The organism is Pasteuria ramosa, assembly GCF_056496785.1.
In genome coordinates, this window is record NZ_CP143099.1 from 1,346,400 (window position 1) to 1,364,905 (window position 18,506).

13 protein-coding genes are annotated in these 18,506 nt (G+C 31.8%); 10 read left to right on the forward strand and 3 right to left on the reverse strand.

What is annotated here, in order from left to right:
• Positions 1-1,198: 1,198 nt before the first annotated feature.
• From VS182_RS05790 to VS182_RS05800, 3 genes are read left to right on the forward strand one after another with little or no spacing between them, the layout of a single operon-like run.
• Positions 1,199-2,233, forward strand: coding sequence for a hypothetical protein (locus tag VS182_RS05790; protein ID WP_479492459.1), 1,035 nt, complete (start codon positions 1,199-1,201; stop codon positions 2,231-2,233).
• A 45-nt stretch (positions 2,234-2,278) separates the two neighbouring features.
• On the forward strand, positions 2,279-3,262 hold the full coding sequence (locus tag VS182_RS05795) for a BclA C-terminal domain-containing protein (RefSeq protein WP_479492460.1): 984 nt from the start codon (positions 2,279-2,281) through the stop codon (positions 3,260-3,262).
• Between the two features lie 45 nt (positions 3,263-3,307).
• Positions 3,308-4,585, forward strand: a complete 1,278-nt coding sequence (locus VS182_RS05800; RefSeq protein WP_479492461.1) for an alpha-helical endospore appendage domain-containing protein — start codon at positions 3,308-3,310, stop codon at positions 4,583-4,585.
• An 830-nt stretch (positions 4,586-5,415) separates the two neighbouring features.
• Here the strand turns inward: VS182_RS05800 and VS182_RS05805 are convergent.
• Positions 5,416-5,730, reverse strand: coding sequence for an EthD family reductase (locus tag VS182_RS05805; RefSeq protein ID WP_479484238.1), 315 nt, complete (start codon positions 5,728-5,730; stop codon positions 5,416-5,418).
• Between the two features lie 198 nt (positions 5,731-5,928).
• Here VS182_RS05805 and lipB point away from each other — a divergent pair, with 198 nt between their 5' ends.
• From lipB to VS182_RS05830, 5 genes are all read left to right on the forward strand, one after another.
• Positions 5,929-6,582 (forward strand): lipoyl(octanoyl) transferase LipB, encoded by a 654-nt coding sequence (gene lipB, locus VS182_RS05810; RefSeq protein ID WP_479492462.1) that lies wholly within the window; start codon positions 5,929-5,931, stop codon positions 6,580-6,582.
• Between the two features lie 49 nt (positions 6,583-6,631).
• Positions 6,632-7,396 (forward strand): ClpP family protease, encoded by a 765-nt coding sequence (locus tag VS182_RS05815; protein ID WP_479484236.1) that lies wholly within the window; start codon positions 6,632-6,634, stop codon positions 7,394-7,396.
• On the forward strand, positions 7,393-7,599 hold the full coding sequence (locus VS182_RS05820; protein WP_479484235.1) for a YlzJ-like family protein: 207 nt from the start codon (positions 7,393-7,395) through the stop codon (positions 7,597-7,599). Before VS182_RS05815 ends, VS182_RS05820 begins: the two co-directional genes overlap by 4 nt.
• 111 nt (positions 7,600-7,710) lie before the next feature.
• Positions 7,711-10,002, forward strand: a complete 2,292-nt coding sequence (locus VS182_RS05825; protein ID WP_479492463.1) for a DNA translocase FtsK — start codon at positions 7,711-7,713, stop codon at positions 10,000-10,002.
• Between the two features lie 1,293 nt (positions 10,003-11,295).
• Positions 11,296-12,438, forward strand: a complete 1,143-nt coding sequence (locus VS182_RS05830; protein WP_479488579.1) for a BMP family lipoprotein — start codon at positions 11,296-11,298, stop codon at positions 12,436-12,438.
• A gap of 452 nt (positions 12,439-12,890) precedes the next feature.
• On the opposite strand, the gene VS182_RS05835 is transcribed toward VS182_RS05830, so the two are convergent.
• The gene (locus VS182_RS05835) at positions 12,891-14,591 is read right to left on the reverse strand and encodes a hypothetical protein (protein ID WP_479492464.1); all 1,701 of its coding nucleotides are present in this window, start codon (positions 14,589-14,591) and stop codon (positions 12,891-12,893) included.
• A 737-nt stretch (positions 14,592-15,328) separates the two neighbouring features.
• Entirely contained in the window at positions 15,329-15,907 is a 579-nt protein-coding gene (locus VS182_RS05840) for a hypothetical protein (protein WP_479492465.1), read from the reverse strand.
• A gap of 939 nt (positions 15,908-16,846) precedes the next feature.
• Between VS182_RS05840 and VS182_RS05845 the strand changes: the two genes are divergently transcribed.
• Positions 16,847-17,593 carry a polysaccharide deacetylase family protein gene (locus tag VS182_RS05845; protein WP_479484230.1) on the forward strand — a complete coding sequence of 249 codons (747 nt, stop codon included), beginning with the start codon at positions 16,847-16,849 and terminating at the stop codon, positions 17,591-17,593.
• 17 nt (positions 17,594-17,610) lie between these two features.
• On the forward strand, positions 17,611-18,489 hold the full coding sequence (locus VS182_RS05850; protein ID WP_479488576.1) for a YitT family protein: 879 nt from the start codon (positions 17,611-17,613) through the stop codon (positions 18,487-18,489).
• Positions 18,490-18,506: the final 17 nt, after the last annotated feature.

An 18,506-nucleotide genomic window follows, 5' to 3' on the forward strand; every position in this document is an offset into this window, starting at 1 on the left:
CAAAGAAATTTCTTTCAAGTAAATGATTGTTAACTTAATTTTCACCTAGGAAAACAATTATATTATTTTACTGTCTTGAATTAATATATAGGGTTTGTTCGTGTATTTTGATTATTAATTAAGAATACTGGGTTAATTATAGCATTAGTGTTATAGATTTAAAAATAAAGGACAATCATATGGGCTAGTCTTGTTGAGCATGTCCAACGATTTATTATATTTATATAAAATAAATATAATAAAATATAAAGATAAGCATAAAATATTATCATTTTACTTGCTTGATTATTTCCACCTAAGGATATGGCAAAAACACTTTGGAACGTGGTAAATAGATTTGTCTATGAAAGTAACATCATCTGATGAAGGAAAGTATCTAAAAATACTCGACAAATCGATGTTATGAAAAAAACTTTTTATAAACGCCGTATGAAATGAAGTGCGACACGTTCTTAGCTAAATACTAAGCATATATATGAACTAAATGATTAATCTATTTTAATAAATAGAAAATTCAATGCCTGTTTGTACACATATATTGGTTGATAAAAACAATTGACTAAATATCTGAAAATAGTATAAAAAGCCAGGTAAAGATGTATAAAAGATATTTAAGGCAAGAATTTTATTAAGCAGCTATACCTTAATAATTATCAAAGAAATGAATATAAAGGTTTCGGCGACAGATAAATTTGTTAAATGCTAATTTCATTTGGTAATAACAGAGTATATGTTCAAATATACATCATTATCTAACCTATAGTTTCTGCCTAAAAATATCATAGATTACTTTAATCATTTGGAACGTGGAAAGCAAGATATATAATTATATCTTGGGAGAGTGCAAATCATCTAACCTAGAATTCACCTAAAAAATGCTGAGGAATAGATTTGCGATAATTTATGATATATTTTATGGTTTTTCATTTATAAAAAATTATAAAATGTATCTTAAATAACTTAATGCCATGTGAGGTGAAAATCTCATGCGTGGTATATGTGTAAAAAAATAATTTTTATAGTATGTTTTATAAAATTATAAAGATTAAATATACAAATAGTTTCCTGTATGGTGTAAAGCAAGAAATCATATTGCTATAAATTACAATATATTTTAGGTACTTTAGAGGGCATAACAAATCCTAATCCTCCGACAATACAAGATTTGATTGCCCTTAATAAAAGTATCAAAAATAACATGTCATATATCGCTTGTCAAGAAACTGCGTTGACTTCACAACTTGATATTGCACTAAAAGAACTAAATTCATTATCCTTTGGACCTACCGGACCAAAAGGTCCTCAAGGTACTCAAGGACCACCTGGACCCCATGGAGCACCAGGGAATATCGGACCTACTGGACCTATTGGTCCTACTGGACCTACCGGACCAATTGGTCCTACTGGACCTATTGGACCTATAGGGCCTACAGGATTTCAAGGTCCTCAAGGTTTCCAAGGACCACAAGGAGCCCAAAGCATGGGACCTACTGGTAACGCTGGAAATACAGGTGTACAAGGAAATACAGGACCAATTGGACCTACCGGGGCTATAGGACCAGCCATTTTGGCCCCCGGTACAACAGGACCTACGGGATCTACTGGACCGACAGGCTTTAGCATTACAGGACCTAGTGGACCGACAGGTATCACAGGTACCACAGGATCTACCGGACCAATTGGTCCTACTGGAATTACTGGTCCAGGAATTACCGGACCTACTGGTATGACAGGTATTACCGGAAATACAGGTAGCTTAGACTTTGGTCCGATCAATCTTTATAACTCTAATCTTAATCAAACGAATGTTCAAAATACAAGCAACAGTTTTCTAGACCTAGCATCTATAAGTTTAATAAATCCTACCTATTCACCAGCAATAGTCCTCTCGGCAGATCTTACTACGTTAACCCTTTTAAATGCTGGATACTACACCGTTTGGTTTACCTTTGGTTATATGAGATCATCCTCAATAGATATGCAAAATGTCAGTATGGGTATTATGCAATTGCTTGTAAATGGTGTACCTTACCCAGGTGGCACAATCTTTGGTTCAACATTAAATCCAGGATTCACAAATGCACCTTGCGGTATAGGGGTAACCAAAGTTTTAATCAATGCGAATGCAAATACAAATATAAATATTTTACCCCTTATAGGTTCATACACTGGTGCTTCAGGCACTACTCTTCCTTGCTCAACTTTCATAGTGTCTGTGCAACAAATAGGTTAATTTATATAATTTTATAAAGTTCTTAAAAAATAAGGATGGAAAATGATGAGTATATTAGTAGGACCCACAGGCCCGACAGGACCTACAGGTGATACCGGTGTGCCCGGAGGAGCCATAGGTATTACAGGCCCAACAGGTCAAAGTATGACTGGTATAATGGGTAATCAAGGTCCAAGTGGTATACAAGGACCAATAGGTATAACAGGCATAACAGGCCCAACAGGTATAACAGGTATAACAGGAATCACGGGCATATCTATAACAGGCCCAACAGGTACAATAGGTTTTACAGGAATAACAGGTCCCACGGGATTAACAGGCCCAACAGGAGAAACAGGTCCAGTTATATTTATATCTGGTATAACAGGCCCTACAGGGCCAACAGGTCCTACAGGTATAAATATAACGGGTTCGACAGGTATTACAGGATTCCAAGGTATAACAGGTACTACAGGGTTACAAGGCCCACAAGGTCCGCAAATCTCACCAGGACCATCGGGAATACAAGGAAATCAGGGCCCGATAGGACCTACAGCAAGTGCTGAAATTGCTTCTTTCAGAAGATTTGCATTAGCAAATGTAACTACATTTACAACACCAGTAAATTTCAATAGTCAGTTTAATACTAGTAGCAGTATATCATTGTTAAGTAATAATACTAATATTAGTATACAACCAGGTACCTATATATTTAATTTTGGCGGTCTGGTATGGGCACATGGTGGAAGTTCAGTAGTCGAAAATGAATCCGTTGTCTACCTATCATTAGTTTCAGGTAGCTTAAATACCTATGGTACGAATATCAACCAACCTTATGGTTTTGCTTCTACTTTAACACGTCAAAATACCTCATCAGCATCCTACCTATACGGAGGTATGCTGTATCAATCGGCAGAGTATATGATCCAAGTCACAGCCGCAGCTGTTATTCAAATGCGTTTGTATAACTCAGTAGCTACAACTGCTCCGCCGACAGTTGTTCCATATAGCCCTATTGATAGTTATATTACTATTAGAAAAATAAAATAAGCAACAAGTATACTAAAATTAGTAGTTAAGGAGATAATCAAAAAAATGTCACAAGCAAATATCCCTGGCATATCTCCACAAATTTCCCTTAATCAGTCAGATGTTTTAAATTTATTGCTTGCGTCCTCAGCAATGACTGAACTAGGACTGAGCCATCTATTAAATGCTGAAGCTGAAAAGGTGCAATATATTCTAGGAACACTGCCTGGTGTAACTAATGGTAAGCCGCCTTCTCTTCAAGACTTATTAGCTATAGATAGAAGTTTAAATGATATTTTAAGAATTACCTCTGTAAAATTGGAGTCTATAAATGAACAATTAAATTCTGTGATAGGTACAATTTCGCAACCAGGTGCCACAGGTCCAACAGGTCCAGCAGGTCCAATGGGACCTGCTACAGGTGATACTGGCCCAACAGGACCTACTGGTCTTTATATTACCGGCGATACTGGTATTACAGGAGTAACAGGTAATACAGGACTTACAGGTGCATATGGTGCTCTTGGTACTCAAGGCCCAACAGGCCCTACAGGACCCATAGGTTTATCTATAATAATGGGTAATACAGGGATAACCGGCAACACAGGTGCAACAGGTTATACAGGCGCAACTGGTGTTACAGGCCCTACAGGTATTATTTCGCTCAATCAAGGTAACACAGGTTTTGTTGGACCTACAGGTCCAACGGGTAATACAAGTCCAACAGGCCCAACAGGCCCTACAGGTGCAACCGGAATAACAGGTATAACTGGAAATACAGGCATAACGGGAGTAACAGGAATAACTGGTCCTACAGGTGCAACCGGACTAACGGGTATTCAAGGTGATACAGGACCTACAGGGGGATTTGTGCTAGGCGCAGGTTCTTTTGGTCTAATAGCTAACGCATCCCTTTCTTTGGCTGTCAATTTACCTTTACCCATCAATTCTTTCAACAACGTATATGGTGTGGGTATTTCATTAACCAGTACCGATACCATTACCATATCACCAGGTATTTACTCCATAGATTATGGAATGACAAATAATCCGCGTGGCCCTTCGCCTTTGCCAATATATGGTTGTCAACTATTAGCAAATGGTGAGGCTATAAATGGCAGTGCTATCTTTATGGCACCCCAAAATGACATCACTATAGGTCCTTTTCCGAATTTCTTTTGGTGGATTTACGGTAATGTTGTTATTAATCCCACCGTTACAACAAATATAAATATTGTACCTTTGATATCAAATTTAGATTTTCAAACAACAACCGCTGTCATATCTTTGGCTGTAACTAATATTCCTACTTTAGCTAGTATCAATATTTTGAAATTAGCTTAAAAAATATACCTTTGCTAAAAAAATAAAAAAATTTTATTATTTCTCAAGTTTGCAAGATCTTATAATTTTAAGGGTTTTCAAAAAATATAAGTTCCAGAGAAGAATGATATAGACAATTAGCATAGATGATTTTTATTTATTATTTTTAAAAATTTATCTAAAAATTAAAAAATAGTGTTTATATATCTAAAAGTATATAAACACTATTTTTTCTTTATACATATGTATTGTTAATAGTTATAATTTAATAGTTTTAAATTTCTTTGGAAACAATATTGAAGGCAACTTCTTTTATTTCTTTACAATATATTTTATTAAAATTAAAATATATTTGATGTATCTGATTTTTTATATTTTACCATTATTTACATAATTAAAATATAAAAATTACGGGATTTAAATACAAAAATAGCTATTATCATAGCTTTTAGTTCATTCGATTAGGTTCTTAAACGCGCTTTACGTTTTTGTTTGGACAATTTCTATAGTAAGGATGGATATATTAGGCATGGATATGTTAATAGAATTAAATGGATTTCTAAGTAAATCGATTGTGAAATAAGAAATAAGTTTTTTCTTTAAAAGAAATTGCTTTTTTTTTGCTTGCGTATTGATTGGGAATCGTTTTGGTGTTGTTTTGGTATTTATTTATCTTCTATATCTATTTTGTGAATTACAATGTATAATAATATTCTGTGATAAACATAAACACAAATATCTAGACATTGTATTTATGTTATTTATCGGTATTTAATTTTTTTTTTAGATGAAGATTTAATAATGAAAATATTTTTATTATTAATTTAAATTAAATTAGTTTATTATTATATTTACCATATCATTTCTCCTATAAAAATATCTACGTTATCGGCTAACATTTTTTGTAAGTCTATTTGCATCTCTTTGCCTTTTTCAGAATTCAATGCGGTTTCAAGTTTTTCTTTGTCTGGGAATAACATGATTGTTTGCATATAGTAACTATTTTTTTTTGTTTCGTCAGTCGAAGTAAGTCTTATAACTTCACAACCTAGAATATGTGGCATTTGTCTTACAATATTTAGATGTGTGCCAAAGTAATGTTCTTTGAAAACGTTTTCATCATGTGGTTGTGGGTATAGAGCTACTAATTTAGCTAATTTTTCCATCTTTGTATCATCCTTTTGTTTTTAACTTTTGTTTTTATCTTATTTTTTTGAAATTTATTTTTTGTGTTTTTATTGATTTTTTTGGTTTGTTTTTAGTCGATTTTTTCACTTATGTTTTATACTGGTTATAGTGTATTTTAACATATTTTAACTTTTATATGGTCAAATATGCGTATTTTTGTGTTTCGGGGGTTTAAGATGCAATTTATCGACTGGGATGTTGTTCCTTATAGGGAAGCTTGGGAACGTCAGCAGCTTTATGTTAAAGATATAATGGCAGGAAAGCGATCTTCTACGTTTGTGTTTACAGAGCATCCGCCAACGATTACTTTAGGTCGTGGTAGTAAGCTTGATCATTTATTGTTAAGTAAGGACGATTATCAAAAACGTGGGATTGATCTAGTTGATATTGATCGCGGTGGTGATGTTACATATCATGGACCGGGTCAGTTGATTGGTTATGCGTTTTTGATTTGGCCTTTACGTGATTTGAAAGTTTATCTTCGTATGATAGAAAATGTTTTATTGCAAGTTATGGATATATTAGGTGTTAAGGCTGTTTGTAAGCCACCGCATACAGGTATTTTTGTCGATGATGCTAAGGTTATTGCTATCGGTGTTAAGTTTAATCGGATACCCGATAAGCAAGCATATGTAACAAGTCATGGTTTTGCTTTTAATATTAATCCTGATTTGGATCCTTTTAAGTTTATTATTCCATGTGGGTTACAACAGTATGGTATTACCTCTTTAGCTCGTTTATTATCTTCTGTACCCTCATTAACTTTTATTAAGCAAAGCATAATTAAAGCTTGGAAGCAACAGTTTGTTTTTCTTCCTACCTGTCTATAATGTGAAGGGATCTTTTATTAGTGTAGACTATTAGTTGGGGGACTTGTAGATGGCGAATAAAGATACAGAGGCACCAACAAAAGATAAAGAAATGACTAAGGAAGAGGATTTAGGTGCTGTTACGAAACGTAATATTGTACAATCTTTGCAACAATTTGGTCAAACGCAGATTCCTCAGATGGAATCAAGTGTTTTTTGTTTAAATGTTATTGGGCAAATTGAGGGACATTTAGTAATGCCTCCACAAAACAAGACGACAAAATATGAACATGTTATTCCGCAAATTGTGGCTGTGGAGCAGAGTGATCGGGTTGAAGGAATGGTCGTTTTGTTAAATACAGTAGGAGGTGATGTTGAGGCTGGCTTAGCGATTGCGGAGATGATTGCTACGATGAGTAAACCGACTGTATCAATTGTTCTTGGTGGTGGACATAGTATTGGTGTTCCGATTGCTGTTGCTGCTCAAACATCATTTATTGCAGAAACAGCGACAATGACGATTCATCCTGTTCGTTTGACGGGGATGGTTGTTGGTGTGCCGCAGACGTTTGAATATTTAGAGAAAATGCAAGATCGTGTAACTCGTTTTATTACGCGCCATTCGAACACAACTGAAGAGTCTTTTCGTGAACTTATGTTTAAGACGGGTCAGTTAGCACGCGATATTGGGACAAATCTTATTGGACGAGATGCGGTAAAATATGGTCTAATTGATAAAGTGGGTGGTATATCTGATGCTTTATTGGACTTAAATAGCAAAATTGAAAGCAGACGAAATGCATCTAATAATATATCTGGGGGCTTACCACAATGATCCATTATTCAACGATACCTGCCGAAGTAACTTTTGCGGAAACAGATGACATGGCTGATTGTCAAACACTTTCTGTGGATGGTGTTTCTATGCTTGTTAGAGGATCTAATCCAGGTGAAGTAGAGATTATGCAATTACTTAGTATGGATCCACAGCATTATTTAAATCCTCGCTTTCAACCAGGCGAACGTTTTTCTTTGTGATTTCAAGTTTTTTGGGTTTAATTTATATTTTTTATAAATGGAAATATCCCATTTATAGCCTTTATTAAAAGAATCCAAAATGTTACAATTGTCAAAAACGGGGGTGATTCTTTGTCAAAGAAAAAAAAGAAAGAAAAGCCCCTACAGCCTCAGCAGGATATCTTGTTTTCTATTTATGGTATCTTAATGATGGCTTTTTTTCTTATTATGCTCGCTGGCTACGGTGCTGTAGGTCGTAACCTCTACTTCATCTCACGCCTTTTATTAGGGTCTTGGAATTTCTTACTTCCTCTCATCGGCATGCTTTTTTCTATACGTGTTTTTATGGCTAGATCATGGTCCAAAACATGGTCGATGCACTTCATAGGCGCGTCGATGATTCTTTTTTCTTTTGTTGTTGTTTCGCATATTATAAATGCGCAACATATGATGCCTATATCTAATCAAGAAATGCTTGATTATACATGGGAATTGTTATTTGAAGAATTACGTTTAAATCAGCGATTAGATGATACAGGTAGTGGGATGGTTGGTGCTTCTTCGTATGCCTTATTACGTTTTTTATTTGATACAGTAGGTGCGGTTGTTGTTTTAGTGACAATTGCGATGTGCGGTACTTTATTTATCCTTAGCTATTCTTCTAATAGTAGTCTTTGGGTGTTATTTAAACAAAAAATTACTCATTTAAGGGTAAGGTTTGTAACTTTCTTAATTGACGGAATTGATCGTTTTATTAAAACAGGTCTTGTATCGCCAAAAGAAATTACTTTCATTAAACAACAGACGGTACCAAAGCAACAGCATCAAGAACCTTTACAAAGGGTACGAGGCCATAAACCGAAGGAATTACCGGCTGTTGTTCCATTGATTCATGATTTTACAGCTGAGTTAGAACCTCCTCAGCCAGATGGTAATGATGGTATTTTAAATTGGCAATCTTCATCGGCTGTTTTTTATGACCAATATATATTACCTTCGCTCTCATTGTTAAATCGTACTGAAGTCGTTTCCTCAGAAGACAAAGAGTCCGTAGAAAAAGAAGCCAGTGTTTTAGTCGAAAAACTACTTAGTTTTGGTGTACGAGCTAAAGTTGTTTCTGTGCATCGTGGACCATCGATTACACGTTATGCTATTCAACCTGATGCTGGGATTAAAGTGAGTAAAATTGCTAATTTAAGTGATGATATGGCTTTAGCTTTAGCTGCAAAGAGTATTCGGATTGAAGCTCCTATACCGGGTGAAGCAGCTGTGGGAATTGAAGTTCCTAATAAGCAAGTATCGATGGTAGGCTTACGGGAGCTATTGGAGCATCGTTCTTTTAAAGATATGAAAGCTAAGTTGATGATTGCTTTAGGTCGAGATGTATCGGGGACACCTATGTTAGCTGACCTATCAAAAATGCCTCATTTGCTTGTTGCAGGAACAACGGGTTCTGGTAAAAGTGTGTGCATAAATGCTATTTTATTAAGTTTATTATATCGTGCTACACCTAGCGAACTTCGTTTAGTACTGATTGATCCTAAAATGGTTGAGCTTAGCATCTATAATGGTATACCACATCTATTAGCTCCTGTAGTGACTGATGTTAAGCAAGCAGCAGCGGCTTTAGAGCGTGTTGTGGATGAAATGGAGCGCCGTTATCGTTTGTTGCGCGAAATGTGTGTGAGAGATATCTATGGGTATAATGAGGCAATTAAAGAAGATGATCAAGCAGAGATTTTACCTTGGATTGTTGTCGTTGTAGATGAATTAGCTGATCTGATGATGATTGCACCTGCTGAAGTTGAAGGATCAATTGCGCGTTTAGCACAAAAAGCACGTGCAGCAGGTATTCATCTTATTTTAGCGACGCAGCGACCATCGGCTAATGTAATTACCGGACTAATTAAAGCTAATATTCCTACAAGAATTTCTTTTGCCGTTTCTTCATCTATTGATTCGCGGATTATCTTAGATAATACTGGTGCGGAGCGCTTATTAGGTAAAGGAGATTCATTGTATACACCTGTGGGTTCGCAAAAGCCGATTAGACTACAAGGTGCTTTTGTATGTGACAATGAAGTTAAAGCTGTTGTTGAACATGTTAGTGCTCAACAAGAGGTTAACTATGATGATTCTTTATTACCAGATTCTTTGCAGCAACAAGTAGAGATGAGTGAACAGCATCGTGTCGTTATTCATGATAAAGATCCAATGTATGACGAAGCGGTTAGTCTTGCATTAGAAATGGGTAGCATTTCAGCTAGCGCTTTACAACGTAGAATGCGTATCGGTTTTTCTCGCGCAGGCAGAATTATGGATATGTTGGAAGAAGAAGGTATTGTTGGTCCTTCTAAAGGCGGAGGTAAAGCTCGCCCTGTGCTTATTACCGCTAATGATTGGAAAAGAAAAGGCATTAGCTAACGTATGTATGTTAGTTTTTGTCTTTTTTTTAAGGTAAAAAAAGACAAAAGAAAAAAGAAAAGAAAAAAGAAAAGAAAAAAGAAAAGAAAAAAGAAAAGAAAAATACATAAAAAATGGTATATGAAAAAACAAAAATGTCACATGACAAAAACAAAAAATATAAATTATTAATAAGAATTAGAAAATGTTATTTCAAAGTTTTTGATATCGTATATTTTAAGATTTTATCAACAAAAATAGACATTCCTTAATCCCTTATGTTAAGTGTTAAAACAAAACATAACATGAGGGTAAAGAATGGCTATTAACTGTAGGTTAACACATAAAATGTACTTACCGGAAAATTCAGTAAACAACAGAAGGGAAATTATTGATTTAAAATATATTTTTTTGTAATGATTTTTTTTATATATTGTTTTTATATAGTTTTTTTAGTTTTTAAGGTTATGCAATTTAATTCTTATCTTATAATTTGAGTTTTTCGATTATTTAGGGTTTTATTTTTAGGATTAAAGATAAGGCGGACGTTTTATGATTTGCAAATTTAATTCTAAATTTTTAGAAAATAAAAAATTAGCATTTTTATGCTCAGATCTTTTTATTGTGTGTTTTGTGTGACAAGAAAGATGTTTTTAAATATTTTTTGAAAAATGACATGTTATTTTTCTTTTTTGGTTTCTATGGAATTATTTTTCGTAGTATTTATGATTAATTTTTTAATATACATATTTGGATTAATAAGTTACCATTGGTTTTCTTAAGTTCATCATCTTATGTATATATTATTTATACTGTTAACACTTATTTTTTTATATCAAGGGTCCCAGCAGTTATTTTTGGTTTAAAAAATAATATTTTTAGTTAATTAATTTTTTCTTAATTTTTCATTAAAGTTTATTTGAAAATAAATTCAGTTATTTAAGTGTATTTGCAGATTTAGGCTACTTGTTTACTATGACCTTAGCTATGTTCTTAGAGCTTGTCCACAATAACCCGTGGTAAATAGTTTTTAAGACTCTAATTTAATGCACGAAAAGCTATGATAATGTCTATTTTTGTGTTTAAATTACACCATTACTAATCTGCTATATTAATATTTATGTACAAGTCCTGAATAACTTTTTATGTACATCGAGCATATAAAGCAGAATACAGATAGAACACAAAACAGAATAAAAAAAGTTAAAAATAATTATTTTGTTATTTTGTTTGAAAAATAAAGAATGTTGTAATATTCTTATAATTAGCATTACTTAAGCTAGTTACTTAAAATCTAGGAGTTGTATATTTCTTATGAAACAGAAACCGAAAATGGGTAAAATGGGTTTTTTAAGTATACTTGTGCTACCTTTTATAATGATGGGCGCTGGGTGCGGCGGTGAAAAGACAGAGGATAGTTCAAAAGATACAAAAGAAACAACAGCTTCTCCTGTTGAAGATAGCTTAAAAGTTACATTGATAACTGATTCAGGAGGGCGTAATGATGAATCTTTCAATCAAGCAGCATATGAATATTTAACTAAAGAAAAAGAAAAGGGTTCTATTTCGCTCACGACCGTTGATTCTGGTAGTGAATCAACTTATAAATCTAATCTGGATAGTGGTGCAAGAAAATCTTACTTAACAGTTATTATGGGTTACAAGTTCGAAAGTGCATTAAAACAAGTAGCGCCAAAGTATAAAGATAAAGTATTTGCAATTATTGATAGCCCGATGGATAATAAACCACTAGAAAATGTAGCTGCTGTTGTCTTTAAAGATGAAGAAGGTGCTTTTTTAGCTGGTTCTCTAGCAGCTTTAACAACAGAATCAAACGTTGTTGGTTTTATTGGTGGAATGACTGTCCCGGTTATTGAAAGATATGAAGCTGGGTTTAAAGCGGGTGTTAAAGCTGTTTCGGAAATCTTAGATAAACAGATTGAAGTTAAAGTTAACTATCTTGAAACCTTTTCTGATCGTGCAAAAGGTTTAAGTAGCTCAGAGACCTTGTATAAAAGTGGCGTAGATGTTATTTATCATGCAGCTGGTTCATCTGGTAACGGGATTTTTGACGCTGCGAAAAAATGTGATAGCAGTAAAAAATGTTACGTTATTGGTACAGACCGTGATCAATTTTCTCTAGCACCGAAAAATGTGTTAGGCTCAGTCTTGAAAAAAGTTGGTTCAGTTACTGCTAATTTAGTTGATAAACTAAAAAATGGTAACAAAGAAATGATCGGTAAAGTAACTTCGTATGGTGTAAAAGATGAAGCACTCGATCTGAAAAAAGATTATGATAAAATATTAGATGCTGAGAAAACTAAAAAGATTGATGAATTCATGACAAAGTTAAAAACAGCGATAATTGAACAAAGCATTAATAATGTACCAAAAACAAAAGCAGAAGTAGCTAAATGGCATTTAGATAGTAGTGTAAAAGAATCTTTTAAGAAATAATTATAATAATAAATAATTCTAAAAATTTACTTTAAATAAAATTGAAGATTTTGATTTATAAATATTTTATTAATTAACTTAATTAAAGGAACTTAAGGAGTGGAGGATATTTTCTTCATAGAAAATATCCTGTTGCATTATTTTAATTATCATTATTTAAATAATGATAATTAAAATAATGATAATTATATAATTTTAGGATTTATCAATAAAAAATAAAAAATAAAAAATAAAAAATAAAAAATAAAAAATAAAAAATACATAATATTATTATTTTATATCTGTTTAAAATTTTGATTTTTTAATATTTATATATCTTAAAAAGATAGATTATATTTATAAATGCTTAAATTATATATTATAGGGATAATTTATGAAAAAAAATATTAGCCTGAATTCATGTTGGGGCTAATATTTTTTGTTTATTATGATTATTTAGATGTTAATTGATATTAATTTTTTTTATATAGATATAATTTTTCTATTGTAGTGTCTGTTATAGGTAATATTTTTAGTATCGTCTGCATATCTATCTGCATTTCGTATTTTCCATAAGAGAATTCATGACCTAATATTTCTATTTCTTTTTTGGAAATACTTTCTGATTTTTCTTTAGTAGATGGTTTGTCTTTCATAGTTGCTTCATAATTTTTGTGGGCTATAACCGCTTGTTTTGCTTCTGTATATAGTAGAGATGCTCTGTTAGTGTCTTGGATTATTTCAATATATTGATTTAAAATATTGTTTAGGTTTGCGGTGTGTTGAGATTTACCTATGATATTTACGTTTAAAAAATCAATAAATCCTGATAACATTGTTCCTAGTTGACTCATTTTTGCTTTTGCATCTGCTGATGCTTGCGATGTTACTTTTGCTTGGATTTTTTGATGTGTTGCATTACCACTACATAGACTATAGTTATTAAGGATTGCTCTAACTATATAACCATATGGATCCTCTAATCTGTTTTGGAATGTTTTGCTATGTAGACCAGCTTTAGAGATCTTTTGTTTGAATGTTGCTATACTAGCTTTTATTTGACTTATCAAGCTATTAGAAAGTTCACTTTCTTTATTTGTGGTGTACATTTCATCAAAAAACTTTAAAAGTGCGTTTGTTTTCTCAGTATCTGTTGGACATATAGATTTACCTAATGCTTTAATGTCTTCTGGTTTTTTTTTCAAAAGGGGCTTGTCTGTGTTGACTAGAGCACTTGTTACATTTTTTCTTGTGTCTTCGATTATTGTCTGCAAAGCATCCATAGGATCTTTATTTTTTATTGAATCTATTTTATTTAATGCATTAATATAGGTATTTAAATAGTCTTTTTTCTTCTTTTTGTCTTTAAAATCTAAATCCCATATAATACTGTCGCGTATATTTTCTAATATTTGTTTGAAATTATTTTTCATAAGTTCTAATCGTTTATCTTTAGGTTCTAATTGTTTATCTTTTGAGTTTGATTTTTTACCTTTAGTTTCTATTTTTTTACCTTTAGTTTCTAATTTTTTATCTTTAGCGATATTCATCTTAAGTTGCTCTAATTCCTGATTCCAATCGCCGGTTATTTTATTCCAATTAGATATTGTCTCTATTACCAGTACTAGTCTATCTAAATGTCTTATATTGTCATCTGCCTTTGTATTTATTGTTATTCCTGAAACTGGGGGATTTTGTGCTTTAGCATCAGATGCCGGAGTGGGTTTGGTTGTGGCTGGTTTTGATGTAGTAGCTTTCCCAGATTGAGCTTCTTCCGTGTCAGATTCAAATGGATTTTGGTTAGCTACGTTTTTATTAGTCGTATAAGAATTGGCATTACCTGTAACTGATGATTTTGTTGCTTGCTTATTTGAATCATGATTACTTTTGGTTGCAGATGTACTATCACTCGTAGAGGTTGGTTTTTTAGTTTTGAACCAAGGTTTCTTATCGTTTTTGGTTGTAGCTGGTTTTGATGTAGTAGCTTTTTCATATTGATCTTTTTTAATGTCATCTTTAAATGGATTTGTTTCATCTAAGTTTTCATTGGTTGGATTTGATTGTGTTTTTTCTTTTTTCCCCGCTGCTTCTGTTGTGTATAGAGGGTATAGTGATAATAATGTTAAACAAACAAAATATTTTATAAAAATAGTTGTTTTTTTCTTATTATACATCATTTCGCCTCCTTGGTTATTTTAAATTGGTATAATGGATAATATTTAGGATAATTGCCTTATGATTAATATATTGTTTAGATATTTGTATAACTATTTTTATTGATTTAAACATGCCTCCTATTTATAAATATTTACTATTTGTTATGATTATAACATATAATAAATATTATTAAGAGATTTAATTGCAAAAAAAGCAAAAAAATGTAAATTATTAATAAAAAATAGCATATGGTTTGATTGTAAATTACAATGTAGTTGATTATTGGGGATGATTATCAATGTCTGGTATATATATTTTTTAATAAATATATATACCAACTATTTAATTATTCTGATATTACTTATAATAAAACATATGTCGTAAATTGGGATACTAACCCCAATTTACGAAAAAATTTGACCAAATGGGATTTATTTGTTCATCCACAATTAATAGACATTCTTTATCTTCCTTGTTTTTTTGGTAACAACTACATTGTATGTGGTTTATCAATTTCTATTGTTGTTTTTAAAATCTTAAAATAAAACATATTTCAAATTTCGGCAATATATTTTCTCATTATTATGAATAATTTGTATTTTTTGCATGTCCAGCTATATAAAAAAATAATGTTTAAACTTATATTAAATAACCTTTTTAAGTTTGTTTTTAAAAATCAAAAATTATTTTCTTGTTTTTTCTATATTAATGGAATTTAAAAACAAAAATTTTTATTAGCATAGCTTTTAGGTTTTCAAACTCTTGTACATTGATTTTCTGGCAAGTTCTTTAATTCCTGGATATATTTATCCAATTCATTTATTTTTTTTGTAAAATAAATTGTTTTTAAGACAGGGTCTTTTAAGTCCCAATAAATTTTTTTGTTTCCTTTTGTATTTTTTTGGATTATTTCGGAAGTATGACCTAGCCATTGATTTGCATATTTGATTATCTTTGGTTTAATTTTTTGGATATATTTTGATTGTTCATTTTTATATAAATCGATATCTCTATTCATAATTTGATTTTTGGCATTTTCCCAGCAGGCTATTTTGTTGATTATTAAATAGATTTTAGCGCTTATTAAGCCATTTTGCGTTATCCATAAACTTTGGAATTTTTGTAAATTACTAAAATTTTTCTCTGGTATTTCTGCCAAGTATTTACTAGTAGAACCAGAGAGGCCATATAATTGATCTTCTAAATTTTTTAGTTCTTTATATTCTTTTAGTGATTGTAGATTTTGTTCGATATTAGTTGCATTTGCTATTGGGTATGATGTTATTATACATAGAAATAATAAGTTAATTATTAATATTAGTGGTTTTTTCATTTTTAACCCCATAATCTTTTAGATAATTTTATTTTTTCATATTATTCTCCATTTTATTATCATTTATCTTTATGCGAGTTTAATTTATTTTTTTATTAATAATTTATTTATTGATGAATATTTAAGATAAACTTGTGGTAAAGAGATGGATTTTTATTCAAATAAATCACATGATTTTGAATTACATTTTCATTAAAATCAATATATGAATTTTAATGAAAATGTTAAGTGTATATTGACAATTTTGGTGTATTTTTTTTATGTTTTACAGATTTGTTATTTATCTTGTCCAAAAATCTTGGTAAAGAGATTTAAATAATCTAATCTAAGGCATTAAAAGCTAATATCTTTTTTTGTGTTTGAATGGCATATAATAATTGTTAAATAGTTTTAAAATATCAAAAATAAAATATATTATTATCAGTATGTAATCTGTACACAAAAAGAAGCATTGAGAAGAACTAAAATGTAAAAAGATCAATTTAAGCAAATTTTAATTTAAATCCGAATATATTATCAAGAAATAAAGGGATTTGTACGCTGTTTGTTTTTGGTAAGTAATTTAAAATTATTAATAATATATATAATATGAAGATATTAGTTTTTATATATTAAGAACATAAAATGCATATTAAGAATATAAAATGCATATTAAGAATATAAAATACATTCTTTGATTTTAAGTTTTTTGAATAAAACTTTAAAAACAACAATAAATACCAATCGTGTTTGTTGGTTGTCTATAGTCAGTATTTCTTGTTATGTGTTTTTTATATTTAATTCTAAAAAATCATTATAGGAGTTAAGTATGTTAGGAGATATGTTACATGCTATTTATGTTAAAAAGCGTGTTAGGTAAAATCATTTTCCCCAATAATCTTCCTCCCATATATGTGACAAATTTAACCCATACTAAGATGTGTATGGAGGTGAAGGATTATGTGGAGGTGGCTAAGTTTATGTTTTTTGTGTTTTTTATTAGGTGTAGCGGTGGTTTTTTCAGCAATAATTGAAGATGATGGGAGGATTGATGAAGTTTTAGTTTTGCCTGATACATTGGTTCATAAGGATTTATATTTTAAAGGGCAGACTTCGCAACGTTTAGCAGCTCTTACGTTTGATGATGGTCCAGATGTTAAATATACAGGGCGTATTTTAGATATTTTGCGTCGCGAGCATGTTAAAGCAACTTTTTTTGTTGTAGGGGAGTTAGTTCAGAAGAATCCTCGTGTATTGCAGAGGATGTTGAAAGACGGTCATGTTGTTGGTAATCATTCTTGGAGTCATCCTTATTTGCCTTATTTAAATAACTATGATCTTAATCGTGAGATCTATCGTACGCAATGGATTATTAGGCATATAACAGGTAAGAAGCCTTGTTTGCTTAGACCGCCTTTTGGTGCGATGAGTAAGAAGTTAGTAAATAAGTTAAGTGATCACGGTTTTAAGATTATTCATTGGAGTATTGATACAAAAGATTGGTCTGGTCGATCTCATAATGCTATTATGAATATTGTTAGAAAACAAGTACATTCCGGGGCGATTATTCTGCAACATTCAGCGGGCGGTATGAATCATTTAGAAGGTACGATTGAGGCTTTACCGCAGATGATTCGTTTTTTGCGCCAAAATGGTTATCAACTTGTTACGATTGATCGGTTGTTGAATTTACCAGCTTATTGTTAAGGGTGATGCTAACGGTTATGAACGTTATTTTTTCACGAGATCGTTTGGTGTTGATAGGTCGATTTCTTTTTCGTTTGTTATTTGTGATTATCGGATCTATTTTAGCTTCTTGTGCTTTGAAGTTGTTTATGATGCCGAACTTTGTTATTGATGGCGGCATCGTTGGACTGGCTATTCTTTTTTCTCATATAACTCATTGGCCGATAGGTTTGTTACTTATATTGTTTAATATGCCATTTTTTGCTTATGGATATCGACAAATCGGTAAAACATTTTTTTGGTTTACGCTTATCGGCATTTCTTTTATGTCGGGTGGAACGTTTTTCTTTGATATGATGAATATTGAGCCTGTGACGCATAATGCGCTTTTAGCTGCTGTTTTTGGTGGTATTATTATTGGGATTGGTGTAGGATTAGTTTTACGTTATGGAGGTTCTTTAGACGGTATTGAAGTTTTAGCTATTTCGCTTACGCGTCATTTGCCTTTTTCTGTTGGTCAAATTATGATGTTAGCAAATTTATTTATTCTAGGTGCAGCGGGTTTTATTTTTGATTGGGACCGTGCAATGTATTCTTTGATCGCTTATTTTATTGCTTTTAAGACCATTGATGTGGTTATTGAAGGTCTTGATGAGACGAAATCTGTGTGGATTATTAGTGATGAAGGTGAACGGATTGCGGAGGCTATTTTGTTGGAATTAGGGCGTGGTGTAACTTTTTTACATGGACAAGGAGCTTATTCTGGTGATCAGAAAAAAGTTCTCTTTTGTATTATTACGCGTTTAGAACAAGCTAAATTGAAGAGTATTGTAGATAAGATTGATCGACATGCTTTTTTGGCGACAGGACATATTCATGAAGTTCTTGGGGGAAGTTTTAATAAGAAAATGATTTAGTAAATTGGAGGTGTTTG

Coding starts and splice junctions, on each gene's coding strand:
- VS182_RS05800 (WP_479492461.1), top strand. CDS start 3,308: ATGTCACAAGCAAATATCCCTGGCATATCTCCACAAATTTCCCTTAAT.
- VS182_RS05835 (WP_479492464.1), bottom strand. CDS start 14,591: ATGTATAATAAGAAAAAAACAACTATTTTTATAAAATATTTTGTTTGT.
- VS182_RS05845 (WP_479484230.1), top strand. CDS start 16,847: ATGTGGAGGTGGCTAAGTTTATGTTTTTTGTGTTTTTTATTAGGTGTA.
- VS182_RS05815 (WP_479484236.1), top strand. CDS start 6,632: ATGGCGAATAAAGATACAGAGGCACCAACAAAAGATAAAGAAATGACT.
- VS182_RS05850 (WP_479488576.1), top strand. CDS start 17,611: ATGAACGTTATTTTTTCACGAGATCGTTTGGTGTTGATAGGTCGATTT.
- VS182_RS05795 (WP_479492460.1), top strand. CDS start 2,279: ATGAGTATATTAGTAGGACCCACAGGCCCGACAGGACCTACAGGTGAT.
- VS182_RS05820 (WP_479484235.1), top strand. CDS start 7,393: ATGATCCATTATTCAACGATACCTGCCGAAGTAACTTTTGCGGAAACA.
- lipB (WP_479492462.1), top strand. CDS start 5,929: ATGCAATTTATCGACTGGGATGTTGTTCCTTATAGGGAAGCTTGGGAA.
- VS182_RS05805 (WP_479484238.1), bottom strand. CDS start 5,730: ATGGAAAAATTAGCTAAATTAGTAGCTCTATACCCACAACCACATGAT.
- VS182_RS05840 (WP_479492465.1), bottom strand. CDS start 15,907: ATGAAAAAACCACTAATATTAATAATTAACTTATTATTTCTATGTATA.
- VS182_RS05830 (WP_479488579.1), top strand. CDS start 11,296: ATGAAACAGAAACCGAAAATGGGTAAAATGGGTTTTTTAAGTATACTT.
- VS182_RS05790 (WP_479492459.1), top strand. CDS start 1,199: ATGTCATATATCGCTTGTCAAGAAACTGCGTTGACTTCACAACTTGAT.